This window comes from Adlercreutzia muris (genome assembly GCF_008831045.1).
In the GTDB taxonomy this organism is placed as follows: domain Bacteria; phylum Actinomycetota; class Coriobacteriia; order Coriobacteriales; family Eggerthellaceae; genus Adlercreutzia; species Adlercreutzia muris.
Map to the genome: position 1 here is coordinate 41,211 of NZ_WAJS01000014.1, position 24,474 is coordinate 65,684.

At 66.9% G+C, this 24,474-nt stretch carries 18 protein-coding genes; 14 read left to right on the top strand and 4 right to left on the bottom strand.

Annotated elements, in window-relative coordinates; all coding sequences use genetic code 11:
- Positions 1 to 87 precede the first annotated feature (87 nt).
- Complete coding sequence (purB, locus tag F8D48_RS05640; RefSeq protein ID WP_151430362.1) at positions 88 to 1,437, top strand: adenylosuccinate lyase; 1,350 nt, start codon at positions 88 to 90, stop codon at positions 1,435 to 1,437.
- Positions 1,438 to 1,657: 220 nt separating this feature from the next.
- Here purB and F8D48_RS05645 read toward each other — a convergent pair whose 3' ends face one another.
- Complete coding sequence (locus F8D48_RS05645) at positions 1,658 to 2,431, bottom strand: TlpA family protein disulfide reductase (RefSeq protein ID WP_151430363.1); 774 nt, start codon at positions 2,429 to 2,431, stop codon at positions 1,658 to 1,660.
- A 25-nt stretch (positions 2,432 to 2,456) separates the two neighbouring features.
- A complete protein-coding gene (locus F8D48_RS05650) occupies positions 2,457 to 3,119 on the bottom strand; it encodes a cytochrome c biogenesis CcdA family protein (RefSeq protein ID WP_151430365.1) in 663 nt (220 codons plus the stop codon).
- A 424-nt stretch (positions 3,120 to 3,543) separates the two neighbouring features.
- Between F8D48_RS05650 and F8D48_RS05660 the strand changes: the two genes are divergently transcribed.
- The gene (locus F8D48_RS05660; RefSeq protein WP_170272748.1) at positions 3,544 to 4,812 is read left to right on the top strand and encodes a glycoside hydrolase family 3 N-terminal domain-containing protein; all 1,269 of its coding nucleotides are present in this window, start codon (positions 3,544 to 3,546) and stop codon (positions 4,810 to 4,812) included.
- Between the two features lie 119 nt (positions 4,813 to 4,931).
- Here the strand turns inward: F8D48_RS05660 and F8D48_RS11645 are convergent, their stop codons facing one another.
- Positions 4,932 to 6,332, bottom strand: a complete 1,401-nt coding sequence (locus F8D48_RS11645; RefSeq protein ID WP_170272749.1) for a Tat pathway signal protein — start codon at positions 6,330 to 6,332, stop codon at positions 4,932 to 4,934.
- A gap of 353 nt (positions 6,333 to 6,685) precedes the next feature.
- On the opposite strand from F8D48_RS11645, the gene F8D48_RS05670 reads away from it, so the two are divergent.
- The 5 genes from F8D48_RS05670 (at position 6,686) to F8D48_RS05690 (ending at position 15,389) form a co-directional block, all read left to right on the top strand.
- The gene (locus F8D48_RS05670; RefSeq protein WP_016310340.1) at positions 6,686 to 7,390 is read left to right on the top strand and encodes a response regulator transcription factor; all 705 of its coding nucleotides are present in this window, start codon (positions 6,686 to 6,688) and stop codon (positions 7,388 to 7,390) included.
- Between the two features lie 84 nt (positions 7,391 to 7,474).
- Positions 7,475 to 9,031, top strand: coding sequence for a sensor histidine kinase (locus F8D48_RS05675; RefSeq protein WP_151430371.1), 1,557 nt, complete (start codon positions 7,475 to 7,477; stop codon positions 9,029 to 9,031).
- 736 nt (positions 9,032 to 9,767) lie between these two features.
- Entirely contained in the window at positions 9,768 to 10,649 is an 882-nt protein-coding gene (locus F8D48_RS05680) for a phosphoribosylaminoimidazolesuccinocarboxamide synthase (protein ID WP_016310343.1), read from the top strand.
- A 63-nt stretch (positions 10,650 to 10,712) separates the two neighbouring features.
- Entirely contained in the window at positions 10,713 to 11,459 is a 747-nt protein-coding gene (locus tag F8D48_RS05685) for a hypothetical protein (RefSeq protein WP_151430373.1), read from the top strand.
- A 111-nt stretch (positions 11,460 to 11,570) separates the two neighbouring features.
- Complete coding sequence (locus F8D48_RS05690) at positions 11,571 to 15,389, top strand: phosphoribosylformylglycinamidine synthase (RefSeq protein WP_151430375.1); 3,819 nt, start codon at positions 11,571 to 11,573, stop codon at positions 15,387 to 15,389.
- 449 nt (positions 15,390 to 15,838) lie between these two features.
- Here F8D48_RS05690 and murB read toward each other — a convergent pair whose 3' ends face one another.
- Complete coding sequence (gene murB / locus F8D48_RS05695) at positions 15,839 to 16,762, bottom strand: UDP-N-acetylmuramate dehydrogenase (protein ID WP_151430377.1); 924 nt, start codon at positions 16,760 to 16,762, stop codon at positions 15,839 to 15,841.
- 123 nt (positions 16,763 to 16,885) lie between these two features.
- On the opposite strand from murB, the gene F8D48_RS12125 reads away from it, so the two are divergent.
- The 7 genes from F8D48_RS12125 to F8D48_RS05725 all read left to right on the top strand — a co-directional run bounded on the left by F8D48_RS12125 (position 16,886) and on the right by F8D48_RS05725 (position 24,370).
- Positions 16,886 to 17,017, top strand: coding sequence for a hypothetical protein (locus F8D48_RS12125; RefSeq protein ID WP_022926665.1), 132 nt, complete (start codon positions 16,886 to 16,888; stop codon positions 17,015 to 17,017).
- A gap of 4 nt (positions 17,018 to 17,021) precedes the next feature.
- A complete protein-coding gene (locus tag F8D48_RS05700; protein ID WP_151430379.1) occupies positions 17,022 to 18,545 on the top strand; it encodes a TrkH family potassium uptake protein in 1,524 nt (507 codons plus the stop codon).
- 17 nt (positions 18,546 to 18,562) lie between these two features.
- Positions 18,563 to 19,432 (top strand): hypothetical protein, encoded by an 870-nt coding sequence (locus F8D48_RS05705; RefSeq protein WP_135970977.1) that lies wholly within the window; start codon positions 18,563 to 18,565, stop codon positions 19,430 to 19,432.
- On the top strand, positions 19,432 to 20,487 hold the full coding sequence (rsgA, locus tag F8D48_RS05710) for a ribosome small subunit-dependent GTPase A (RefSeq protein ID WP_240806253.1): 1,056 nt from the start codon (positions 19,432 to 19,434) through the stop codon (positions 20,485 to 20,487). Before F8D48_RS05705 ends, rsgA begins: the two co-directional genes overlap by 1 nt.
- A gap of 97 nt (positions 20,488 to 20,584) precedes the next feature.
- The gene (locus tag F8D48_RS05715; protein WP_151430381.1) at positions 20,585 to 22,018 is read left to right on the top strand and encodes a glycosyltransferase family 2 protein; all 1,434 of its coding nucleotides are present in this window, start codon (positions 20,585 to 20,587) and stop codon (positions 22,016 to 22,018) included.
- A 3-nt stretch (positions 22,019 to 22,021) separates the two neighbouring features.
- Positions 22,022 to 22,846, top strand: coding sequence for a sulfite exporter TauE/SafE family protein (locus tag F8D48_RS05720; protein WP_151430383.1), 825 nt, complete (start codon positions 22,022 to 22,024; stop codon positions 22,844 to 22,846).
- Positions 22,847 to 22,900: 54 nt separating this feature from the next.
- Positions 22,901 to 24,370, top strand: a complete 1,470-nt coding sequence (locus F8D48_RS05725) for a GAF domain-containing sensor histidine kinase (RefSeq protein WP_205717336.1) — start codon at positions 22,901 to 22,903, stop codon at positions 24,368 to 24,370.
- Positions 24,371 to 24,474 lie beyond the last annotated feature (104 nt).

Sequence of the window (24,474 nt, forward strand, 5' to 3'; positions counted from 1 at the left end):
GGCGGCCGCAGTTTTTGGTACCCTACGCACAGAGCATTGAAGCGGGCCGCGCGGGCGGTCGCGCAGGCGCGAGGAAAGGAAACGCACGTGATTGGTCGCTACACCCGTCCGGAAATGGGCCGCATCTGGGAGCTTGAGAACAAGTTCGCCATCTGGAAGGAAATCGAGGTTTTGGCCTGCGAGGCCCAGGCCGAGCTGGGCCAGGCGGGCATCACGCGGGAAGAGGCCCAGTGGATCCGCGACCACGCCGACTTCACCGTGGAGGAGATCGACGAGATCGAGAAGGTGACCAACCACGATGTCATCGCCTTCACCACGTGCATGGCCAACTACATTGACGCCGACATCCCCGAGGGCGGCGACAAGCCGAGCCGTTGGGTGCACTACGGCATGACCTCCTCCGATTTGGGCGACACCGCGCTTTCCTACCAGGTCACCCAGGCCTGCGACATCATCATCGAGGATATCAAGCGCTTGGGTGAGACCTGCAAGCGCCGCGCCTTCGAGTTCCAGAACACCCTCTGCGTGGGCCGCACTCACGGCATCCACGCCGAGCCCATGACCTTCGGCATGAAGTTCGGCAGCTGGGCCTGGGCCTTGAAGCGCGCCCTTACCCGCATGGAGGAGGCCCGCGCCGTGGCCGCCACCGGCGCCATCTCCGGTGCGGTGGGCACCTACTCCTCCATCGACCCCTATGTGGAGCAGTACGTGTGCGAGAAGCTGGGCCTTACCCCCGACCCGCTGTCCACCCAGGTGCTGGCCCGCGACCGCCACGCCCAGGTGATGGCCGCCCTGGCCGTGACCGCCTCCACCCTGGAATCCATCGCCATGCAGGTGCGCCTGCTGCAGCAGTCCGACGTCATCGAGGCCGAGGAGCCGTTCACCAAGGGTCAGAAGGGCTCCAGCGCCATGCCCCACAAGCGCAACCCCATCACGGCCGAGCGCGTGTGCGGTCTGGCCCGCGTGGTGAAGGCGAACGCCCAGGTGGCCTTCGATAATGTGGCCCTGTGGTTCGAGCGCGACATCTCCCATTCCGGCGCCGAGCGCGTGGTTCTGGCCGACAGCTTCACGGCGCTCGACTACATGTTCGCGAAGATGCAGTGGATGCTCGACGGGCTGCAGACCTACCCGGCCAAGATGGAGCACAACCTGTGGCGAACCCGCGGCCTCATCTTCTCCAGCAAGGTGCTGCTGGCCCTAGTGGACGCCGGCATCACCCGCGAGGACGCCTATGTGATCGTGCAGCGCAACGCCATGAAGGTGTGGGAGGATATCCAGAACGCTGTGGACGGCCCCACCTACCGCGAGCGCCTGGAGGCCGACGACGAGGCCGCCGCGCTGCTCACGGCCGAGAAGCTCGACGAGATCTTCGACCCCTGGGATTTCCTCACCCGCAAGGACGTGGTCTTCGACCGCCTGCAGGAGCTGGAGTTCTAGGAGCTCGCGCCGAGCGCCCCCTGCCTCCAACGCAAAACGCCGACCCCTCGCGGGTCGGCGTTTTTTTGCAGAATGGGGGGGATCAGCCTCCCTATGGGGCAAATTTGCTCAATAGCTGAGCAAAATCGGCTCAGTTCCGCCGAATTCACTCTGCCTACGTTCTCTTTCCCACGGCCAGCATGAGCGAAAGCGGGTGGGGCAACAGGGTGGCTCGAGCCCGCTACTGGGCGGTTGCGGTGGCGTCGGTCAGCATGCGAAGGCCCTCGGCGAGCACGGCGTCGTCCATAGCGCCCATATAGCCGCCGATGATGTTGCCCTCGGCATTGATGAGATAGGTCTGGGGGATGGAGCTCACGCCGAAAGCTGCGGCGGCGCTGTTGGCCTTGTCGAAGTAGCAGGGGAAATCGTAGCCGTTGTCGGTCAGGAAGGCGCGGGCGGCTTCCTCGGATTCACCGTCCATGCCGGTCATGTTCACGATGACAAAGGCCACCTCGTCTCCCGACTGCTTCCACGCCTCCTGAATGGCGGGCATCTCGCTCTTGCAGGGGCCGCACCAGCTGGCCCAGAAGTTCAGCAGTACGGGGCGCCCCTTGAAGTCGGAGAGCCGCACCGTGGCCCCCTCGGCGTCGGTCATGGAGAAGTCCGGGGCCGGGGTCGTGGCCCCGTTGGCCCCGTTTCCCTCGCCGGTGTCGGCGGCGCCTTCCGCGGGCCCCTCGGTGCTGTGGACGACATCGGTGCCGCCGATCTCTACGGCCTGATCGGCTTTCGGTGCCAGGACGTTGTAGGCGATGCCGGCGCCCACGAGCAGTACGGCGAAGGCCACGGCCGCGATGATGACGCCCCGGTGGGTCTTCCGGTCGCGGGCCTGGCCGGCGGGGGTGGCCGCCTCGGCGGCTTCGCGCTGGGCGGCGGCGTCGAGGGCTGCTCCAATCTGCACGCCGCGCTCCTCGGGAGTCATGGCCTTATTCTCGTTCTCGTTCTCGTGATCGCTCATAGGGGAGCCTTTCTCTCGCTGGCGGTTAGCTCAACAGGCGCAGGAAGCCGCCCAGAAGCCCCGTGGCCATCAGCACGCCCACGGCGACGAGGAACCAGCCGCACACTTTGTTGATAATATCGTAGTGGCTCTTGATGGCAGAAAACGCGCCCTTCAGCTTGTCGATGAGCACAGCGGCGGCTACGAACGGAATGCCGAGGCCCGCGGAATAGCACAGCAGCAGTATGACGCCCTGGGCCACCGATGCCTGCTGGGAGGCCAGCATGAGCGCCGACCCGAGGAAGGCCCCCACGCACGGCGTCCAGCCGATGGAGAAGATGATGCCGAACAGCACCGACGAGAAGAATCCGAGTTGGCGCCCGGCCAGGGGGTTCTTGCCCCCGCGGAACAGGTTCACCTTGATGAACCCGAGGAAGTACAGGCCGAAGGCGATGACCACTAGGCCGCACACTACGTTCACGGCACTCTGGTACTCAGCGAAGAAGGCTCCCACCGTGGACGCCAGGGCCCCCAGGGCGATGAACACCGCGGTGAAGCCGAGCACGAAGCCCAGCGCGTTGCGCAGCACCACGGCGGTGCGCGCTTCCTCGCCGGCGGCGAAGTAGGTGACGTAGATGGGAATCATGGGCAAAAGGCACGGCGACACGAAGGTGATGATGCCCTCGAGGAACGTGATGAGATAGGTCATAGGCCCTCCAAGCCGTCGTCGCCCTTGCCGTGCGATGCCGCTGCGCACCGTGTTTCCTCATTATTCCCGAAAACGGGCGGACGCGCGACCTCCTCCACAGAAAGTCGCGCGTTCGTTACGCGGAAAGGGTTTGCAGGACCTACCGGGGTCTCGCTGCGCGTGGCCGGCAGGCGGCGCATGGACTCGGCTACGTCATCTGGCGCTATTGCACCTGCAAGAGCGAGGTGGTGAAGGCCCATGTGCACAACATTCTGAAGAATACAGGCCACGCCACTCGCCAGGATCTGACCCAGGATTTCTGGAAAGGGTAGGAGGGGTTCGTCTGCCGCGGGGACGGGCGGGAATCTGTTGGTTGCCAAAGAAGGTACGCGGGCTTATGCTGGGGAAACCGACGTTTGCGCCGTATCCTTGCAAGGGAGGCTCCATGGGCATCACGACCGATTTCGTCACGCGCCGCCGTTTCCTCTGGCTGGGAGCGGTGGCCGCGGGCACGCTGGCCCTCGGCGGGTGCGAGGCCGAGTCTGCGCCCCCTGCCTCCGCGCCTACGGCTTTCGATGAGCCGGCGGATGGGGGTGTCTCTGGCGATAGTTCCGGCGCGCGCGACGGGTCGCCGGACAGCATTGCCGCCGTCGATGAGGCCGCAGCGGCGCGCCTGAGCGCCATGACCCTGGAACAGAAGGTGGCCCAGTTGTTCATTGTGGCCCCGGAGGCGCTGGTGGAGGATGTCTCCCAGGTGACCCAGGCTGGAGACGCCACCCACGCCGGCCTGACGGCGTGGCCGGTGGGCGGCATCGTGTACTTCGCCCAGAACCTTATCGACCCCGACCAGGCCACGGCCATGCTCGCGAACATGAAGGGCTTCTACAGCGAGGACGGCAACGTGCCGCCGTTTCTGGGGGTGGACGAGGAGGGCGGTACCGTGGTGCGCGTGGCCGGCAACGAGGTCTTCGCTGCGCCGAATGTGGGGGATGCGAGCGCCCTGGGGGCGGCAGCCGATGAGGCGGCGGCCAAGGAGGCGGCCGAGCAGATTGCCGACTACTTGGCGCCCCTCGGGTTCAACCTCGATTTCGCCCCGGTGTGCGACGTGGTTGACCCGTTGCGCAGCGACACCATGGGTCTGCGGTCGTTCTCGTCGGACGCCAACGTGTGCGCCGCCATGGTGAAGGCCGAGGTGCAGGGCTTTCTCGGGGCGGGCATGCTGTGCTGCGCGAAACACTTCCCCGGTATCGGATCGGCACCCGGCGACTCCCATACCGGCGCCGTTGCGGTGGAGAAGACCGCCGAGGAATTGGCCGCCGTGGACTTCGTGCCCTTCAAGGCCGCTATCGAGGCCGGGGTGCCGATGATCATGGTGGGTCACGTGGACTTGCCCAACATCGTGGAAGGGGCGGTGCCCGCGTCGCTGTCGAGTGCGGTGGCCCAGGGGATGCTGCGCGACACTTTGGGATTCACGGGCATTATCGTCACCGATTCGCTGGCCATGGGAGCGATTACCGACCGCTACAGCGCTGCCGAGGCCGCGGTGGCGGCGCTTGCGGCCGGCTGCGACATCCCGCTCATGCCCGAGAGCTTCCCCGAGGCCTATCAGGGCGTGCTGGACGCTGTGGCCGCCGGCGCCCTCACCGAGGAGCGCATCGACGAATCGGTCCTGCGCATCCTGAGGGCTAAGCAGCAGTATATAGGCGGGCTGTAGGACGCATTATCCGTGGGACGAGGGCCGTGCCCTCGCTGCGGCAAGGCTGCGCCTTCGCCCTACGGGCGTTATCGCGGCATCGATGCCAGGGGTTGATCCTCTCGCTCGGACAGGCGGAATTACGAGGCCGGCTCCCAGATTCTCACGAGGCAGTGTTTCTGCGGCTCGCCATTGATGGGGGTGTAGTCCACGTTGCAGTAGGTGACCGCGCGCTGGCCGATATGGGTGGAAGCGAGGAAGTCGTTGTAGTCCCCCGATCCCTCTTCCAGGGGAAGCTTCGCATAGCGGCGCCCGGTCAGGTCTACGGCGCACACGGCGCTGCCGCCGCGCACGAGCATCCAGTTCCCGCACCAACACGGGGCCGACAGCGGGTTGGCCACATAGTGGAACCACTGGTCGGCGCTGTAGGCCGGCGTGGCGATGTTGGCCAAGGTTACGGGCAGGTGCGGGTCATCGGTGCCCGGGCCCTCGGCCCCCTCGGTGCCAGCGAGGCGCGGGCTCTCCAGGGGCTCTAAGGGCATGTAGGTGCCCAGGTTGGAGATGCCGTCGCCGTAATTGTAGATGCCGTCGAAGGCGAAGTTGAACCCGGTGCGGCCCCATCCCGCCTCCAGGGGCTTCATGGACGAGGGCAGCACGCAGGCGTCGGTCACGGCGCCCGTGGCCCCGTCGATGCGGGTGAGTTGGTAATAGGTGCCGCTCGTGCGGGCCCGGGGGGTGGCCACCAGGGCATCGCCGCAGGAGATGGGGGCGCAGGCCATGCGGCCCTCGGAGGCATAGACCACCTCGGCCGTACTCGAGCCGAAGGGAGCGCGCTTGAGCAGGGAGTCTTCCACGCGGGCATTGCCGTCCAGCTGGGGTAGGCGCTGCCAGTAGCCGTAGCCGTCGGCCACGGCCAGGGAGGGCATCTCCCAATCGACGTCGCCCTCATCGAGCAGCTGGGCCTCGCCGAGGGCCCCATCGCTGGCCGCAGCTCCATAGACGCGCCAGAGGCCGTCCATGATATCGGCTTCAGTCCAGATGGCGCCGTGGCCGTTGGCCCGCACGTCGTAGATCTCGAAGCCCTCGTCCTCGCCCACGGCGTGCTCGATTGCCGTGGTGCACTCGCCGCTGGTTAAATCCAGCAGACCCACCTGGGCCAGGGGTTTGGCGGTCTCGGTGGGCAGCAGGCAGGCGGCCACGTTGTCGTCGCTGCACCAGAGCAAGGTGCCGAAGGGCATCTTTACCGAGGTGGCCAGGGTGAGGGCGTCCTCGGCGTTCTCGATCTGCTCTAAGGAGCTGTCGAGCACGACGTTGGCCTCGGGCACGGTGAGGGTTTCCAGGCTCTTCTTGTCGTCAGTGTGGGCCGCCGCAAAGGCCGCGCCGCCGCCAAGGGCCGCCAGGGCCGCGGCTCCTGCGGCACCGTAGAGGAAGGTACGGCGGGTGAGCAGGAGTTCGTGGCCGCCGGGCAGGGCGATGGCGCGGGGCTCGGCGCCATCCTCGGCCGTCCGGCGCACCGGGGCGCTCGGGGGCGTGCGGCGCACCTTCACCGTGGTGGGCCGAGAAGAGCCGGCGGAGGCCGCACGGGAAGAACCCGGACGCTTGCGGGCCGAGACGGGGGCGGGGGAATGAGAAGCGCTGCGGGTCCGCGGGGGACGGCCCGTATGGGAGCCGCCGTGAGAAGCGCCGGACCGGGGGCGCGAAGTTCTGTTCTGTGGCATGGGTGTATTGTGTCATTTCGCATACGCCTCGGCGACCGTTCAGGGGTAAACGCTACAATAAACGCAAACACGACCGCCCGGCTGATATATGTTCCGGCAGCGAGAAAATCGCAGGTCAGACACCGTGTCGGCTGGGGTGAACGAAAGCGCACGTCACGATCACGAGGAGAGCATCCATGAGCAACGAGACACGACGCATTCTGCTCGTCGAAGACGAGAAGGCCATTCGCGATGCGGTGACCGCCTATCTGGAGCGCGAGAACTACTGGGTAACCGCCGTGGGCGACGGCCAGGACGCGCTGGAAGAATTCCAGAAGCACCACTTCGATCTGGTCATTTTGGACCTCATGCTGCCCCGCGTGCCCGGCGAGCGCGTTTGCCGCGTCATCCGCGACACCTCCGATGTGCCCATCATCATGCTCACCGCCAAGGGCGAGGTGGAGGATCGCATCATCGGCCTGGAGCTCGGTGCCGACGACTACCTGGTGAAGCCCTTCAGCCCCCGCGAGCTGGTGGCTCGCGCCCGCGCCCTGCTACGCCGCGTGCATGCCGATTCCGAGCCCCAGCGCGAGGTGCTGGAGTTCGGCGAGCTGACCATCGATGTGTCCGGTCACAAGGTGCTCGTTTCCGGCGAGGAGATCGATCTCACGGCCAGCGAGTTCAAGCTGCTCACCACACTGTCCCGCTATCCGGGCCGCGTGTACTCCCGTATGGAGCTCGTGGAGAAGGTGCTCGGCTACGACTTCGAGGGCTACGAGCGCACTATCGACTCCCACGTGAAGAACCTCCGCGCCAAGATCGGCGACAATCCTCGCAGCCCGAAGTGGCTCCACACCGTTCACGGCGTGGGCTATCGCTTCGAGGATCCCACTAAGCAGTAAAGCCGTCCGTTCCGGCCGTGCGCCTCGCCTTCGGGTTGGCCCGCGGCCCCGTCGCGCGGGAGCGCCCGCGCTTGAAGGAGCCCCATGACTGAAGCGGAAGAAACGCCGCGCATTCTGGAAACTGTCGAAGAGGTCGCCCAGCCGGCGGCCTCTTCGCCGTCTCCGGCGCGCAAGACGAGGAAGCGCCGCCGCTTGCGGTGGTCCGACTTCTCCTACACCACCCGCGTGACCCTGGCCTTCGCCCTCATCGCCGCCATGACCGCGCTCGTGGCCATTGGGGTAGTGTCCTTCGTGTGGGAGCAGCACTTCCGCACTTACACGGCCGACAACATGCAGACCCTCTGCCAGACCACAGCCAACCGCATCGCTGCCATCTACAAGGAGACCGACGATCTGTGGAATCCCGAGACCACCAAGCCGGCGCTCCAGGCCATGGAGCTCACGAGCGGCGTGGGGGTGCGCGTCATCAACGACGAGGGCCGCACCGTCTTCGATTCCTCCATCGTTTACGACGAGGAGCAGGGCGGTCTCGCGAAGTCCATCGAGCCGACCAATGGCTCCCAGGTGGCTCAGGCCCCCATCATGGTGGACGGCAAGAAGGTGGGCACCGTGCGTCTGTGGGTGTACGGGTCGGAGGCCCTTATGCGCCAGCCCGACCAGGAGTTCCGCGATAATTCCTACCAGGCCATGTTCATTGCCGCAGCCGTGGCCATCGTGCTGGCCTCCTGCATCGGCTTCCTCTTTGCTCGCAATCTCGTGGCCCCCATCAACCGCATCATGGGGGCGGCTCGGGCTATCGGCGACGGCGACCTGTCGGCTCGTACAGATCTGCGGGGCGAGGACGAGGTGGCCCGTCTCGGCGAGACCTTCGACGCCATGGCCGAGTCGGTGGAGAAGGACCGCGACCTGGAGCGGCGCCTCACCACCGACGTGGCCCACGAGCTGCGCACGCCGCTCATGGCCATCCAGGCCACAGTGGAGGCCATGGTCGATGGCGTCTATGAGGCCGACGAGGAGCGCCTCGTCACGGTGAACTCCGAGATTCAGCGCTTGTCGCGCTTGGTGAACGCGCTCTTGAAGCTGTCTCGCCTGGAGAACCGCGCCGATCCCATGAAGGAGGAAGTGGTGAACGTGGGCGAGCTCATCGCCGGCATCATCGCCACCCACGAGATGTTCGTGTCCGATTCCGGCCTCACGCTCACCTATGACGCCCAGCCCGACGTCATGGTGGTGGGCGACGCCGACATGATCCGCCAGGCCACGGCCAACCTCATTTCCAACGCCGTGCGCTACACCCCCGAGGGCGGCCATATCACCGTCGCGGTGAAGAAGGGCGATATCATGGCATCCATTGCCGTGAAGGACACGGGTATCGGCCTGACCAAGGAAGAGGCCCGCATGGTGTTCTCCCGCTTCTGGAGGGCCGACGCCGGCCGCAACCGCGAGAGCGGCGGTTTGGGCGTGGGCCTGGCCGTGGTGAAGGAGATTGTCGATCGCCATGGCGGCTGGGTGCAGGTGGAAGGCGAGAAGGGCAGAGGTGCCTGCTTCACCATCCACATCCCGCTTTACGACGAGGGCGCCGAGAAGCACCGCGCCTTCGGCTCCGGCAAGAAGCGCACTCCCCATAAGAAGCAGCGCTAGGCCCGCAACGAGGAGGCGGCTCCGGCCATCCTATCCCTCCCATCCATCCCTCCTATCCTATCCCTCCCATCCCATTCTATTCGTCCCAACTGCCCCAACTGTCTCGTCCCAACTGCCCCAACTGTCTCGTCCCAACTGCCCCGACTGTCCCGCAAGTGCCTGCATCCCTAGAATTTGCGGGGCAGCAAGGACGGCATCCAATGGTCCCCGCCACAGGTGCCCGGTTCGGTACGCGGAGCGAGAGGTGCATGTCGCAGATGCCCGGCTCGGCACCGGTGGCGAGAGGTGTATGTCGCAAGCGCCGGTTTGACACCTCGGCAGCACCAAACAGCCCCTTTGCGACATCGTCTTCGAAAAATCTGTCCGAGAAGGGCTCTTTGGTGCCTTTTTTCGCGTCGGGGTCGGCCTCTTTGGTATGGGATTTGAAGAAAACGCAGGTCAGAAAGTTTCACTGGTGAATTATTCTGCTGCCTGAAGCACCAAACTCCCCCTCTGAGACGGAAAAACAAAGGCGAATGTCGGAGAGGGCCTGTTTGGTGCTTCTGCCGGCGCTCGCGTCCCGCCGTCGGCGGGGAAGCCGTCGGCAATATGGCTTCATGGCGTTCCTTTGATTGGTGGGTTGGCGCAGGCGGGAGACTCAGTGGTCAAGGACGCCCTTGTTTGTGCCATAATGGCGGAAGCGGAAAAATGGCGCTTGGGCGGGGCCCGGCGTGAGAGTCAAGGAGAAAGGGCATCCATGGCGGGAATCGACATCACTCCCGACGCGCAGGGCAAGGTGCGCGATCTGTACGATTTGGGCGACAGGCTGCTGCTCGTGGCCACCGACCGCATCTCGGCCTTCGACTACATCTTGGAAGACGAGATCCCCCACAAGGGCCAGGTGCTCACCCAGCTGTCGAAGTTCTGGTTCAACCTGCTCGACGGCGTGGTGGAAAACCACCTCATCTCCACCGACGTGGCCGACCTGCCCGAGCAGTTCCAGCCCTACGCCGACTACCTGCGCGGCCGCTTCATGCTGGTGCGCAAGGCCGACATGTTCCCCGCCGAGTGCATCGTGCGCGGCTATCTGGCCGGCAGCGGCCTGAAGGAGTACAACCGCGAGGGCACCGTGTGCGGCATCGCCTTGCCCGAGGGCCTCGTGAATTCCTCGAAGCTGCCCGAGCCCATCTTCACCCCCTCCACCAAGGCCGAGATCGGCGACCATGACGAGAACATCTCCTTCGAGCGTTTGGTGGAAATCCTCGGCGAGGAAGATGCCACGGCCCTGCGCGATCTGGCTTTGAAGGTGTACACCACGGCCGCCGACCACGCAGCCGCCCGGGGCGTCATCATCGCCGACACCAAGTTCGAGTTCGGCCGCCTGGGCGACACCATCATCCTGGCCGACGAGGTGCTCACCCCCGACTCGTCCCGCTTCTGGCCGGGCGACACCTACGAGGAGGGCGCCGACCAGCCCAGCTTCGACAAGCAGTTCGTGCGCGACTGGCTGACCGCGAACTGGGACAAGACCGGCAACCCGCCGCGCCTGCCCCAGGACATCATCGACGCCACGTCCGCCAAGTACATCCAGGCTTTCGAGACCATCACCGGCCAGAAGTTCGACCCTGCGACGTTCTAGCGTCGCGCACCGCCCTTGTGCGGGCTCGGCCCGCCCAGCTCACCGAAGGAGAAACGAAGCAGCATGTCCCAGCGTAACCCCATGAACGAGCGCTACACCTCCGAGGAGCGCACCGGTGTGACCCGTAAATCGGCCGCATCGGCCAAGCCCAAGAGCAAGGCCGCCGCGTCGGTCACCGTGAAGTCGGCGAAGAAGACTCCCGAGCAGCGAAAGGCCGCCGAGAAGGCCGCCCGCAAGGAGGCCGCCGCCAAGCAGCGCGAGGTGGAGCGCAAGTACTACAAGCCCGACACGCCCCGCTACAAGCGCCTGCGCGCCATCTGGTGGGTGATGCTCATCGCGGCCATCGGCTGCACCACCTTGAGTTTCGTGGGCCAGGGCGCTCTGCCGCAGTGGCTCAGCGTGACTACGCTCATCGCGGCCTACGTGTTCATCATCGGCGCTTTCGTGCTCGATTTCTGGAAGATCAAGAAGGAGCGTGTGGCCTACCAGGAGCGCATGCTGGCCTTGGAGGAGAAGAACGCCAAGGCCGAGAAGCAGGCGCGCCGCGTGCAGCAGGCCAAGCAGGCGAAAGCGAAGGGCTCCGGCAAGAATCAGAACCGCCACGCGGCCCAGAAAGCGGGCGTGGCGGCCGGCGAAGAGGCGGCCGACGGCGGCGAGTCCGACGAGGCTCCCGTGAAGCCCCAGCGTCGAGGTCTGTTCGGCAGCGGCTTCCGCCTTTCCAACCGCGAGAAGATGCAGGCCGAGAAGAAGGCCGCCAAGGAAGCCAAGGCCGCCGCGAAGGGCGGCGCCGGCGCGTCCGACCAGCAGTAGCTTGCAAGGGGTGCCCACAGGCGCCCCTTTGCGCGTCCCGCCGGGCAGGGTGCGGGGCGCGCCTTGTCCGTCCCCGCTCGTTCACTGAAGAGAGAAGAGAGAGGCACATCCATGGTATCTCGCGTCTATGTTGAGAAGAAGCCCGGGTTCAACGGCGAGGCCCGCGCGCTGGCCGCCGAGCTGCGCGACATCGTGGGCATTCAGGGGCTCACGGCCGTGCGCCTGGTAAACCGCTACGACGTGGAGGGCATCGGCGAGGAGCTGTTCGCCGCCTGCGTGCCCACGGTGTTCTCCGAGCCGCAGTCCGACATTGCCACCTTCGAGCTGCCCGAAGCCAACGGGGCCGCGGTGTTCGCCGTGGAATTTCTGCCCGGCCAGTTCGACCAGCGCGCCGATTCCGCGAGTGAGTGCATCCAGCTCATCAGCCAGGGGGAGCGCCCGCTGGTGCGCTCGGCGGTGGTGTACTACCTGGAGGGCGATCTGGACGAGGCCGCCGTGGAAGCCGTGAAGCGCTATGTCATCAACCCGGTGGAGGCCCGCGAGGCCTCGCTGGATACCCGCGACACCCTGGCCATGGCCTTCGAGCGCCCGGCCGACGTGGAGGTCATCGACGGCTTCACCGAGTTTTCCGACGACGAGCTGGCCGCCTTCATCGCCGAGCGCGGTCTGGCCATGGACTTGGCCGACATCCAGTTCTGCCGCGCGTACTTCGCTAAGGAGGGGCGCGACCCGTCCATCACCGAGATCAAGATGATCGACACCTACTGGTCGGACCACTGCCGTCACACCACCTTCGGCACCGTGCTCGACGACGTGGCCATCGCGGATGCCAACGTGCAGGTCGCCTTCGACCGCTATCTGGAGCTGCGCCACGAGCTCGGCCGCGATGAGAAGCCCGTGTGCCTCATGGACATGGGCACCATCGGCGCGAAGTGGCTGAAGAAGCAGGGCATTCTCACCGGCCTCGACGAGTCCGAGGAGATCAACGCCTGCACCATCAAGTGCAAGGTGGATGTGGACGGCGTGGAAGAGGACTGGCTGTACCTGTTCAAGAACGAGACCCACAATCATCCCACCGAGATCGAGCCCTTCGGCGGTGCGGCCACCTGCGTGGGCGGGGCCATCCGCGACCCCTTGTCCGGCCGCTCCTACGTGTACCAGGCCATGCGCGTGACCGGTGCGGCTGATCCCACGGTGCCCGTGGCCGATACCATTCCCGGGAAGCTGCCCCAGCGCAAGCTCGTGACCACGGCGGCGGCCGGCTATTCCTCCTACGGCAATCAGATCGGCCTGGCCACCGGGCACGTGCACGAGCTGTACCATCCCGGCTACGCCGCCAAGCGCATGGAGATCGGCGCCGTGGTAGGTGCTACGCCGGCCGACCACGTGCGCCGCGAGACCCCGGCGCCCGGTGATGTGGTGGTGCTCTTGGGCGGTCGCACGGGCCGCGATGGCATCGGCGGTGCTACGGGCTCTTCCAAGGCCCATTCCGTGGAATCGCTGGAAAGTTGCGGGGCCGAGGTGCAGAAGGGCAACGCGCCGGTGGAGCGCAAGATCCAGCGCCTGTTCCGCCGCGGCGATGCCTGCCGCATGATCAAGCGCTGCAACGACTTCGGCGCCGGCGGCGTGTCGGTGGCCATTGGGGAGCTGGCCGACGGCCTGGACATCAACCTGGATGCCGTGCCCAAGAAGTATGACGGCCTCGATGGCACCGAGCTGGCTATTTCCGAGTCCCAGGAGCGCATGGCCGTGGCCCTGGCCCCCGAGGATGTGGACGCCTTCATCGCCCTTGCCCACGAGGAGAACCTGGAGGCCACGCCGGTGGCCGTGGTGACCGAGGAGCCGCGCGTGCGCATGCACTGGCGCGGCACCACCATCGTGGACGTGAGCCGCGACTTTCTGGCCAGCAACGGCGCCCCGAAGCACGCGGCGGTGAGCGTGCCCGCTCCGGCCGACGAGAGCTGTGCCGCCACCCCCTGCGACCGTGCCTTCGAAGCGGCGGCCAGCCTGACCGATCCGGTTGTGGAGGCTGCCGCTGCGGCCGATTCCCTGGAGGCGGGCTTGGCGGCGCTCATGGGCGACATCAACCACGCCTGCAACAAGGGCCTCGTGGAGCGCTTCGACTCCACCATCGGCGCCGCCACGGTGCTCATGCCCTTCGGCGGTTCCCGTCAGCTGACCCCAGCTCTGGCCATGGTGGCGAAGCTGCCGGTGCTGGGCGGGGCCACCACCACGGTGTCGGGCCTGTCCTGGGGCTTCAACCCCTACCTGTCGGCCTGGGACCCCTACGCGGGCGCCTACATGGCCGTGCTCGATTCGGTGGCGAAGCTCGTGGCCACCGGTTTCGAGCGGGCGAATATGTACCTCACCTTCCAGGAGTACTTCGAGAAGCTGCGTCAGGATCCGGAGCGCTGGGGCAAGCCCATGGCGGCCGTGCTCGGCGCCCTTATGGCCCAGGTCGATTTCGGCGTGGGCGCCATCGGCGGCAAGGACTCCATGTCCGGTTCCTTCGAGGATTTGGATGTGCCGCCGACGCTCGTGTCCTTCGCCACGGCCATCGGCAACATCGACCGGGTGACCTCGCCGGAGCTGAAGGCCGCCGGCGATAACCTGGTATGGATCTCCTGCCAGGACACCCTGGCCTCCAGCCTGTGCGCCACCTTTGATGCCATGGAGCACCTCATCGGCGCCGGCGTGGTGCGGGCCTGCGCGAGCAGCGGCGCGGCCGGTCTGGCCGAGACCCTCGTGAAGATGGCCGTGGGCAACGGTTTGGGCGTGGCGGTGGACGCGGCCGTGGGCACCGGCCAGCTCTTCGATCCGGCTTATGGCACCTTCGTGGTGGAGCTGACCGCCGGCGAGACGGCTCAGTCGGTGGTGACGCGCCTGGAGGACGCGGGCCTTGCCGCCAATGTGGACGTGGTGGCCCTGGGCGCGGTGACCGAGGCCTACGAGCTTTCCTGCGACGGTCAGGTGGCCGATCTGGCCCGGGTGCAGGAGGCCTGGGAAGGCGGCATCGAGGGCGTGTTCCCCTACCGCACCAGCGCCGAGGACCGCACGGCGGCCGAGGAGGTGCCTGCGATCAGCTTCACGGCCAGCGCTCCGGCGGTGTTCCCCGGTCCGGCCGTGGCGCGCCCGCGCGTGGTCATCCCGGTGTTTCCCGGCAACAACTGCGAGTACGACTCCGCCGCCGCCTTCGAGCGCGCAGGCGCGGTGCCTACGGTGTACGTGGTGAACAACCTGACGCCCGAGGCCGTGGCTGAGTCCACCGCCGAGCTGGCGCGCCTCATCGGCGAGTCGCAGATCGTCATGATCCCCGGCGGCTTCTCCGGCGGCGACGAGCCCGACGGCTCGGCGAAGTTCATCACGGCATTCTTCCGCGCGCCTCAGGTAACCGAGGCCGTGCGCGATCTGCTGCAGCGCCGCGACGGGCTCATGCTCGGCATCTGCAACGGCTTCCAGGCCCTGGTGAAGCTGGGGCTCGTGCCCTTCGGCGACATCCGCCCCATGGACGAGGATTGTGCCACGCTCACCTTCAACGACATCGGGCGCCACCAGAGCACGCTCGTGCGCACCCGCGTGGCCAGCACGCTGTCGTCGTGGATGAGCCGCATGAACGTGGGAGACGTGCACACGGTGGCCATCAGCCACGGCGAGGGCCGCTTCGTGGCGCCCCAGCCGCTGCTGGATCAGATGATTGCCGGCGGCCAGGTGGCCACCCAGTACGTGGACGGGGCCGGCGTTCCCTCCATGGACCTGTCGGCTAACCCCAACGGAAGCGTGCTCGCTATCGAGGGCATCACGAGCCCCGACGGCCGCGTGCTCGGCAAGATGGGCCACACGGAGCGCTCGGGCGCGGGCCTGTACAAGAACGCCTTCGGCAACACCTATCAGCCGCTGTTCGAAGGCGGTGTGGACTACTTCCGCGGGTAGCGACGGCTAGAGCGCGGCCAGAACACGGCCAGAGCGACGGCTGGAACGAGCGTCATCAGCGCTATCAACCGAGAAGGGGCCACAAGGCCCCTTCTTCGTGTCCCGCCTCTTTTTCACGATCTGCCCGGGCGCATCGCACGTTTAAGGCAGAAATAAAAAGTACCTCTGAACAGGGAATATGCAAAGAGTTCCCTGTTCAGGGCCATGGCCCCAAATGCACGATGTGCACGGATCTCTGCTACAAATGCGCGATCTGCCCGGGCGCATCGTGCATTTGGGGCAGAAGGGCGGCAACTCTCGGTGCTGCTGAGTTGAGGCTCGCCCATGGGCGGGTCAGCGGGCTCGGACCTCTGCCCCTTCTGAAGCCGCCGTGCACGTGTGGGGACGGGTTCGGGCCTCTGCTCCCCCTGAAGCTGCAGTGCTTTCCGTGGGCTCGTTCGGCTTGCTCCCTACTCCCACAGGCGCACCTCGGGCTCTAGCTGCACGCCGCTCGCCTCGTGCACGCGGCGCTGCACCTCGGCGATGAGCGCGAGCACGTCGGCGGCGGTGGCACCCCCGGTGTTCACAACGAAGCCGGCGTGCTTCTCGGACACCTGGGCGCCCCCGACGGCGAGGCCCTGGCAGCCGGCCTCTTGGATGAGGGCGCCGGCGAAGTAACCCTCGGGGCGCTTGAAGGTGCTGCCGGCCGAGGGCATCTCCAAGGGCTGGCGGCTCTCTCGGCGCTCGCGCAGGTCGCCCATGCGCACGCGAATGGCGGCGCCGTCGTCGGCGTGCAGCTGCAAGGTGGCACCGAGCACCACCCAGCCCTCCTCCATCATGCGGCTTCTGCGGTAGCCCCATGCGGCTTCGACGGCAGGCACGTCGGCGACAGACCAGCCCCCATCCCCGTCGGGCACCAGGCAGCGCACCTGCACGGCGACGTCGGAGAACTGCCCCTCGTAGGCACCGGCGTTCATGATAGCGGCCCCTCCCACGGTGCCCGGAATGCCGCTGGCGAACTCGTAGCCGGCAAGGCTCGCCGCCAGCGCCACCTCGGCCACCTCGGCATTCGTCGCCCCGGCCTGGGCCTGCACGAGGCCGCCCGGCAGCACTTCCACGGCGGCGAAGTTCTCGGCCAGCTTCAGCGTGACCCCGGCAAGACCCTCGTCGGGAGCCAGCACGTTGGACCCGAGCCCCAGCACGCGCCAAGGCGTAGCGGCAGCGCAGCAAGCCGCCACCACGGCGGCCACCTCGTCTTCGGAAGAGGGCAGCACGAGCCACTGGGCCGCGCCGCCGATGCGAAAGGTGGTGTGCTCGGCGAGGGGCTCGTCGGCGCGCACCTGCGCTTCTCCGACGATTTCGCGCAGTGCGGCGTCGAGGTCGGTGTAGTCCATGAGGCGTTCCTTCCATTCGTCGTGCCCGATGGGTAACTGTTGGTGACCCGTTTGGCCCATTGTACTAGAATACGCCCATGACTATTTCGCCCACATATCGTGCGGAAGCGGGGTGCTAGGCCCGTGGCCCGCAAGCATCCCGTCATCAAGCCCGCCTCGCCGGTGGCGGCCATCACGTTGGTGCTGCTGTCCATCATCAGCTTCATCATCGGGCTGTGGACGCTCATGGCGCTGACGCGAATCGTGCTGGGATAGCGCCATGTGGCAGCGATTCACCTTGTACGACCTGCGGGTCATCGGCCATTACCTGGGTACGCTCACTCTGTTCTTCGCCGTGCTCATGATAGCTCCCTTAGGCACCGCGCTTATCTTCCAGGAATGGGAGCCGGCGGCCCGCTACCTGGTGGCCATCGGCATCGCCATGGTGGGCGGCTGCTCCCTGCGGTTCCTGCGCATCGAGCCCGGTCGGCTCTCGCGGCGCCAGGCGCTGGCCGTCACCGGGTTCGCCTGGGTGGTGCTCGCGCTGTTCGCCTCCATCCCCCTGTACTTCTCGGGGCACTACGCCACCTACCTGGACGCCGTGTTCGACGGCGTGTCGGGCCTGACCACCACCGGCGCCTCGGTCATCGTCGATTTGGACCACCTCTCCTACGCCGACAACATGTTCCGCTTCGCCATCCACGCGCTCGGCGGCCTCGGCCTCATCGTGGTGGCGCTGTCCTTCGGGCTGTTCGGCCGCGGCGGGGGCGCGTCGCTGTTCTCCTCGGAGGGCCGCAGCGAGCACGTGGTGCCCAACGTGGTGCAGACCGCCCAGTTCATCGCCCGCATCACCCTGCTCATCGTCACCGTGGCCACCCTCATCATCACGGCGCTGTGCCTGGGCCTCGGCATGGAGCCGGTCCGCGCGTTCCTCAACGCCCTGTGGGTGTCCATCTCCGGCTTCATGACCGGCGGCTTCGCGCCCATGCAGCTGTCCATCATGTACTACCACTCCTTCCCCTTGGAGTGCATCCTCATGGTGCTCATGATCCTGGGCTCCATCAGCTTCGTGCTCTACGCCGAGGTGTGGAAGGGCCGCGCCGGGGCCTTCTTCAAGGATCTGGAGACGAAGACCATGGTGCTGTGGATTGCCGTCATGGCCTTCGTGTTCACGGCGACGCTGTCGTCCTGGGCGCTATTCGACGACATGCTGACGCTTCTGCGCCGCGGCCTGTTCATGATCATCTCGGTGTTCACCACCACGGGCTTCCAGGTGGTTACCACCAACCAGATCACCACGGTGTTCTCCAACGGCGCCTTCCTCACCCTGGCCTTCGTCATGGCCGTGGGCGGCAGCTCCGGGTCTACCTCGGGCGGCATCAAGTTCTCGCGCATGGGCATCATCTTCAAGTCCATTGTGGCGAACGTGAAGGAGGCCCTGGCCCCCGATTCGGCCCGCGTGGTGGTGTCCTACAGCCATCTGGGGCGGCGCACGCTCACGCCGAACATCGTGAAAGAGGCCATGACGGTGTTCATCCTCTACGTCATCACCTATGTCGTCGGTGCCCTTGTGGGCATCGCCCACGGCGGCGAGGCCATTCCCGCCATCTTTGAGTCGGTGGCCATGACCTCTAACGGCGGCATTACCACGTCTCTGGCCCAACCGGGCATGCCGGCCACGCTGGAGCTGTTCTACATCTTGCAGATGTGGGCGGGCCGTCTCGAGTTCGTCACGCTGCTGGCGCTCATCGTGGAAGTGGGCGCCTCGCTCGTGCCCCGGGTGAAGCCGAGGTTGAACCCATGAGGGGGCCGCAGCGCCCAATGGCCGCCCTCGCGGCCGCCCTCGCCCTGCTGGTGGCCGTGGGCGGCATCGGCGTGGCTTGGGCCGACGATCCCATCAACCAGCTCGAGGACGTGACCACGAATCAGGACGTGCCCACCGACGAGACCGGTGTGGTAGATCCTTCGGCCAAGGACGACGGCTCCGATCCGAGCGGGACGGCCCCCACCGACGGCGTCGGCCCGGAAAGCCAGGGCAGCGCCGGTGCCGCTGACGGGCCTGCGGGCGTCGCGCCCCCGAAGGGCGAGGGGGAAGATCCAGCCCAGAATGCCGATGGAGAGGCGTCTTCGGAAGGTACGCAAGGGGAGGAGGCGCCCATGCCGCCTCCGCTGCCCGACCCGGTCTTCGGAGGGGGCGTGAGCGAGAACAACCTGATGAACCCCCAGCAGAAGCCCGACAGCTCCTTCATTTACGACACCTCCATCGGGGCCCTGCAGGAGGCCGACTCCTACCTGAACAACCAGATCGTGCAGGTGACCGGCGAAGTGGTGGGGGATCGCATCAACGCCGAGTTCAATCCCGGCTTTTGCTGGATCGTGCTCCAGGGCAACGATAAGGGCCGCTCCGAGGTACCGGTGTTCATTGCCAAGGATGCCACCGACGGCATCGATACCTACGGCGCCTACGGGCGGCGGGGCACCATGCTGCAGATTCGCGGCATCTTCTACCTGTCCTGCCCCGAGCACCAGGGACTGACCGATCTGCACGCAGACACCGTGAGCGTGGTGGAGAAGGGCTCGGTTACCGAGCAGGTCTTCGATATCGGCGCCTTTTTGCCGGGGCTGGGCCTGGTGGTGCTGGGGACCATCATGATCCTCGTGTTCCACCGGATGAGAGAGGGGCAGCGCTAGTGGCCGAGGATTTGCGCAGCGAAGGCGGCGCCGAGGAGGGTGCCCTGCGTACCGGCGAGGTGGTGAAGCTCGATCGCGGCTACCCCCTCGTGCGCTTTCCCGACGGCGAGCGTTTGCGCTGCGAGCACGCCACGGCCCTCGTGAAGGGTCACGACCAGCGGGCCGTCATCGGGGACGTGGTCGCGGTGTCGGTGCCTGCGGCCCATGACAAGGGGGTCATCGAGGCCATCGCCCCCCGCACGCGGGAATTCGTGCGGAAGGACCCCACGGAGCGGGCCCTGCCCCAGGTGCTGGCCGCCAACTTCGAGCGGGTCATCGTGGCCCAGCCCGTGGGCGAGGTGAACCTGCGCCGGCTGGAGCGGGAGCTCGTGCTGGCCTTCGAGACTGGGGCCGCCGTCACCGTCGTGCTCACCAAGGGCGACCTGGCCGACGAGGCCGCAACGGCGGCGGTTCGCGAGGCCGTGGAGTCCCTGGCCGGGCCTGCGACCGAGGTGCTCGTGGTGTCCGAGGCCGACCCCGCCTCGGTGGAGGCCGTGCGGCGCCTGCTGGCTCCGGGCACCACCACGGTGCTCATCGGCCGGTCCGGCGTGGGGAAGTCGAGCCTGGTGAACATGCTCGTGGGCACCGAAGTACTGGAAGTGGGGGCCGTGCGCGAGGGCGACGGCAAGGGGCGCCACACCACGGTGAGCCGCGAGATCGTGGCCGTGCCCGGGGCCGGCCGCATCGTGGACATGCCCGGGGTGCGCGGTCTGGGCCTGTGGGATGCCGAGGCCGGCATCGAGGCGGCTTTCCCCGACGTGGAGTCCCTGGCTGAGGAGTGCCGCTTCCGCGACTGCACCCACCAGGGCGAACCCGGCTGCGCGGTGTGCGCGGCCGTGGCCGCCGGCGTGCTGCCCCGCACCCGCTACGATTCCTACCAGGCCCTGTGCCGGGAGGCGGCCGACGTGCGCGACCGCCGCGAGCAGGCCCGGCGCCTGAACAAGGACAAGGCGGCCTACTCGAAGCACTACCGCAAGAAGGGGGCCGGTCCCTCCCGCGGCGGTCGCCGTCGGTAAGATGTGCGTTGACGGACGGTTTTTTGCTCCAGGGCCGTAAGGGGTTACAATAGTGACGTTCGATGTAATCGAACCGAAGATATGCGAGAGGAATCCTATGAACCCCGTCGTCATCATCCCCACCTTCATCTACCCGCGCCGTCATCGCGGCGGCACCGACGTGGTGGCCACCTACGACCACCCCACGGCGCCCAACCAGCCCGGCGAGCTCGGCCGCTGCCTCGCATCCCTGGAGAAGGTGGAGGGCCTGGGGCTCGTCGTCATCCTCGTATCGGCCGATGTGTCCATCGAGGCCCAGGCCGCCGAGAAGGTCCAGGCCATCTGCAACGAGCACCCCGGCGTCACCACCCTGGTCATCGGAGCGGCGGAGATGGCCCTCATCGAGCAGCGCATGGCCCAACTCAACATCGAGCGCCTCTCCAAGGAGATCGGCCTGTCCGGCTACGGCGCCATCCGCAACCTCGGCCTGCTCGTGGCCAACGTGCTCGGCTTCGACGCCGTGGTCTTCCTTGACGACGACGAGGTGGTGGACGACCCTGAGTTCCTCACCAAGGCCATGTACGGCCTGGGGAAACTCACACGCCAGGGCGTGCCCATCGTGGCGAAGACCGGCTACTACCTCAACGACGAGGGCTCCTACCTCTCGAAGTGGGAGGACAAGTGGTACAACCGCTTCTGGCAGCAGGGGCGTTACTTCAACCAGTGGATCACCGCGGCCATGAAGGGCCCGCGCCTGTCCCGCTCCAACCACGTGTGCGGCGGCTGCCTGGCCGTGCACAAGGAGGCGTTCCGCCGCCTGGCCTTCGACCCCTGGATCACCCGCGGCGAGGATCTGGACTACATGCTGAACCTACGCATGTACGGATCCGATATCTGGTTCGACAACCAGTGGGTGCTGCGCCATCTGCCGCCGGCCTCCAACAGCGAGGGCACCCGCTTCCGCCAGGATATCTTCCGCTGGCTCTACGAGTACCGCAAGCTGGAGTACAGCCGCGCCCTCATCGACCTGCAGCAGGTAAAGCCCGCCTCCCTGGAGCCCTACCCGGGGCCGTTCTTGGAATCGGGCCTGCGCAACCGCATCCGGCTCACGGCCTGGCTGCGCAGCTTCGCCTGCTCCGACAAGAAGGCCTATCGCCTGGCCGCCAAGGCTGCGACCGGAGCCGCCTCGGCCTACGCCGAGGCCCACTGCGCGAAGTACTTCGAGTTCCAGTACGTGTGGCCCGAGGCCATGGGCCGTATGGAATCCGACCAGATCCTGTCCAGCGCTCTTGTGCGCTCCAGCATGCTGCGGGTGGAAGCGGCCGCGGCCGATGCCGCCGAGCGGGCCGCCGTCCGTGCCGCTGCGAATGCTTCCGCCGGCGCGGCCCCTGCGGGCGCAGTTCCGGCCCCTGCGGCCGCCCCGGGCGCACCCGGGGCGCAGGCCGCGGCCGGAATGCCCGGTATCGGCGGCGTCCCCGCTGCTCCGATCGTGCCCCGTCCCTCCATCGATGCGGGCATGACCACCCAGATTCGCCTCGATATGGAGGAATAGGCGGTGGAGGCAGTCGCAGTCATGGCCGCCGCCTCCCTGGCGGTGGGCTTCGTCGTGGGCGTGCTGTCGGGCCTGCTCGGTGTGGGCGGCGGCATGTTCCTCGTACCCATCTTCAAGCTCGGCTACCTCATGGACTCCCTCATGTGCACGGCTACCTCGCTGTTCACGATCATTCCCACGTCCATCTCCGGGGCCGTGTCCCGCATCCGCAACCGCACCTGCGTGCCGAAGCTCGGCATTGCCGCCGGCCTCGGCGGGGCCGTCACCTCGCCTCTGGGCGTGTGGCTTGCCACCCAGTCGCCGGATTGGGCCATCATGGGCGCGGCGGCCCTTGTCATCGCCTATTCGGCCACCACCATGTTCCGCAAGGCCCTGGCCGTGCCCAAGGGGCCCGCTTTCCAGAAGGGCGGCGCGGGGGAGGGGAGCTCGGCCGACGGCCCCATCGACGTGGGTCGCCGCCAGCTGCTGCTCTTCGCTGGCATCGGCCTGGTGGCGGGCTTGGCCTCGGGCTACGTGGGGGTGGGCGGCGGCTTCATCATGGTGCCCATGATGATCTCCCTGGCCCACCTGTCCATGCGCTACACCTCGGGCACCTCGCTCATCGCCGTCATGATCCTGGCCGTGCCCGGTGTGGTGACCCAGGCCGTGCTGGGTAACATCAACTGGATCGCCGGCATCGCCGTGGCCTGCGGCTCGGTGCCCGGCGCCATGCTCGGCGCCCGCCTCGTGCCGAAGGTGCCCGAGCGCCAGCTGCGCTTTTTGTTCGCCGGCTTCCTCCTCGTGGCCGCCGTCATGCTCGTCGTGAACCAATTCGCCGCCGTGGCCTAGGGCCCCTGCCTTTTGTTATACTGGCGTCAATTTCGGTGACACTCAGGAGGAGCCATGGCGAAGCGGGAAGCGGAATCGGCATCGGCGTTCAGCCGCGGCGTCGGCGTGTCGAAGTTCAATCTGGAGATGCTCGGGGCCACCATCGCCGCCATCGCCGCCATCACGCTGGTGTGGACCTTCTCCCAGCCCGACTTCCCCGTGCCGGTGCTCGTGGTATCCGGGGCCGTGTTCACCGTGTCGGTCGTGGTGGTCATTCGCCTCATGATGGACCCGGATTCAGTGCGCGCCCTGCAATCCGACGCCATGCTTCAGCTGGCCAGCTCCATGATCGATGCCATGGGGGAGGGGCTGACGGCCCGCGCCGCTCAGGAGGTCTGCGAGCTGCTGCTGCCCAACACCTCGGCCATTGCCGTGGCCCTCACCAACCGCGAGTCGGTGCTCGGCTATGCCGGCTACCAGGAGGCCCACAACCCGGCGGGCATCGCCATCCGCACGAGCGCCACCCACGAGGCCATCCGCCAAGGGGAGACGCTTGTCCTGCTCACTCCCGAGGAGATCGGCCTGCCCAAGCCGGCCGACGAGAGCCGTATCAAGGCCGCCATCGTGGAGCCGCTGTGGGTGGGCAACCGCGTGGAGGGCACGCTGAAGTTCTACTACCGCAACGGTAACAAGATCACCGAGACCCAGCGCTCCATCGCCCACGGCTTCGCCCAGCTGCTTGCCACTCAGATGGCCGCCGTGGAGATGGAGACCCAGCGCAAGCTGGCCACCGCCATGGAGCTGAAGATGCTTCAGACCCAGATCAACCCCCACTTCCTGTTCAACACCATCAACACCATCGCCTCGTTCATCCGCACCGACCCCATGAAGGCCCGCACCCTGCTGCGGGAGTTCGCCGTGTTCTACCGCCGTACCCTGGAAGATTCCACCGAGCGTATCTCCCTGGCTCGGGAGCTCGACCAGGTCCAGCGTTACTTCAATTTCGAGCTGGCTCGCTTCGGCGAGGCGCGCCTGGCCCTGGAGGTGCGGGCGAGCCCGGCACTCCAGTCCATGATGGTGCCCCCTTTCCTTGTGCAGCCGCTGGTGGAGAATGCCATCAAGCACGCCATGCCCTCCGAGGGGCGGCTCACCATCAGCATCCAGGCCGAGGCCGACGGCGATGACGTGGTCATCGTGGTGGGAGACAACGGCGTGGGCATGAGCGAGGAGACCTGCGCCAACATCACCCAGGTGGAATCATCCACGGGTCTGGGCATCGCCGTGAAGAACGTCCACGACCGCATGGTGGGCTTCTTCGGGCCTGATGCCCAGATGGTGTACACGAGCGAATTGGGGGCCGGCACTCGGGTGACCCTGCGTTGCCCGGGGTGCGCTAAGGCACCCGCCGCCGCTGTGGCGGCCCTCGGCGAGACGGCGGCCCGCGAGGCCGATGAGGCGGCGCCCGAGGCGGCCCAGGAGGCGGCCCGCAACGAGGCTACCGTAGCCGAGCTGGCCGAGCTCGTGGCCCAGGTGTCCGAGGGGTAATTCCAGGGTCTCCCAGGGGCGCAATGGTCCTCAAATCGGCTAGTGCAGATGCACAAAAACCAAGGTTGACCAGCTATTTTCCTCAGGCGCGAAAAAAGTTGGAG

What these genes read in the sequence shown, in the direction of transcription:
- F8D48_RS05645 (WP_151430363.1), bottom strand. Translation starts at nt 2,431, where the DNA reads ATGAGCGATCACGAGAACGAGAACGAGAATAAGGCCATGACTCCCGAG.
- F8D48_RS05650 (WP_151430365.1), bottom strand. Translation starts at nt 3,119, where the DNA reads ATGACCTATCTCATCACGTTCCTCGAGGGCATCATCACCTTCGTGTCG.
- F8D48_RS05660 (WP_170272748.1), top strand. Translation starts at nt 3,544, where the DNA reads ATGGGCATCACGACCGATTTCGTCACGCGCCGCCGTTTCCTCTGGCTG.
- F8D48_RS05670 (WP_016310340.1), top strand. Translation starts at nt 6,686, where the DNA reads ATGAGCAACGAGACACGACGCATTCTGCTCGTCGAAGACGAGAAGGCC.
- F8D48_RS05675 (WP_151430371.1), top strand. Translation starts at nt 7,475, where the DNA reads ATGACTGAAGCGGAAGAAACGCCGCGCATTCTGGAAACTGTCGAAGAG.
- F8D48_RS05680 (WP_016310343.1), top strand. Translation starts at nt 9,768, where the DNA reads ATGGCGGGAATCGACATCACTCCCGACGCGCAGGGCAAGGTGCGCGAT.
- F8D48_RS05685 (WP_151430373.1), top strand. Translation starts at nt 10,713, where the DNA reads ATGTCCCAGCGTAACCCCATGAACGAGCGCTACACCTCCGAGGAGCGC.
- F8D48_RS05690 (WP_151430375.1), top strand. Translation starts at nt 11,571, where the DNA reads ATGGTATCTCGCGTCTATGTTGAGAAGAAGCCCGGGTTCAACGGCGAG.
- murB (WP_151430377.1), bottom strand. Translation starts at nt 16,762, where the DNA reads ATGGACTACACCGACCTCGACGCCGCACTGCGCGAAATCGTCGGAGAA.
- F8D48_RS05700 (WP_151430379.1), top strand. Translation starts at nt 17,022, where the DNA reads ATGTGGCAGCGATTCACCTTGTACGACCTGCGGGTCATCGGCCATTAC.
- F8D48_RS05705 (WP_135970977.1), top strand. Translation starts at nt 18,563, where the DNA reads ATGGCCGCCCTCGCGGCCGCCCTCGCCCTGCTGGTGGCCGTGGGCGGC.
- F8D48_RS05715 (WP_151430381.1), top strand. Translation starts at nt 20,585, where the DNA reads ATGAACCCCGTCGTCATCATCCCCACCTTCATCTACCCGCGCCGTCAT.
- F8D48_RS05725 (WP_205717336.1), top strand. Translation starts at nt 22,901, where the DNA reads ATGGCGAAGCGGGAAGCGGAATCGGCATCGGCGTTCAGCCGCGGCGTC.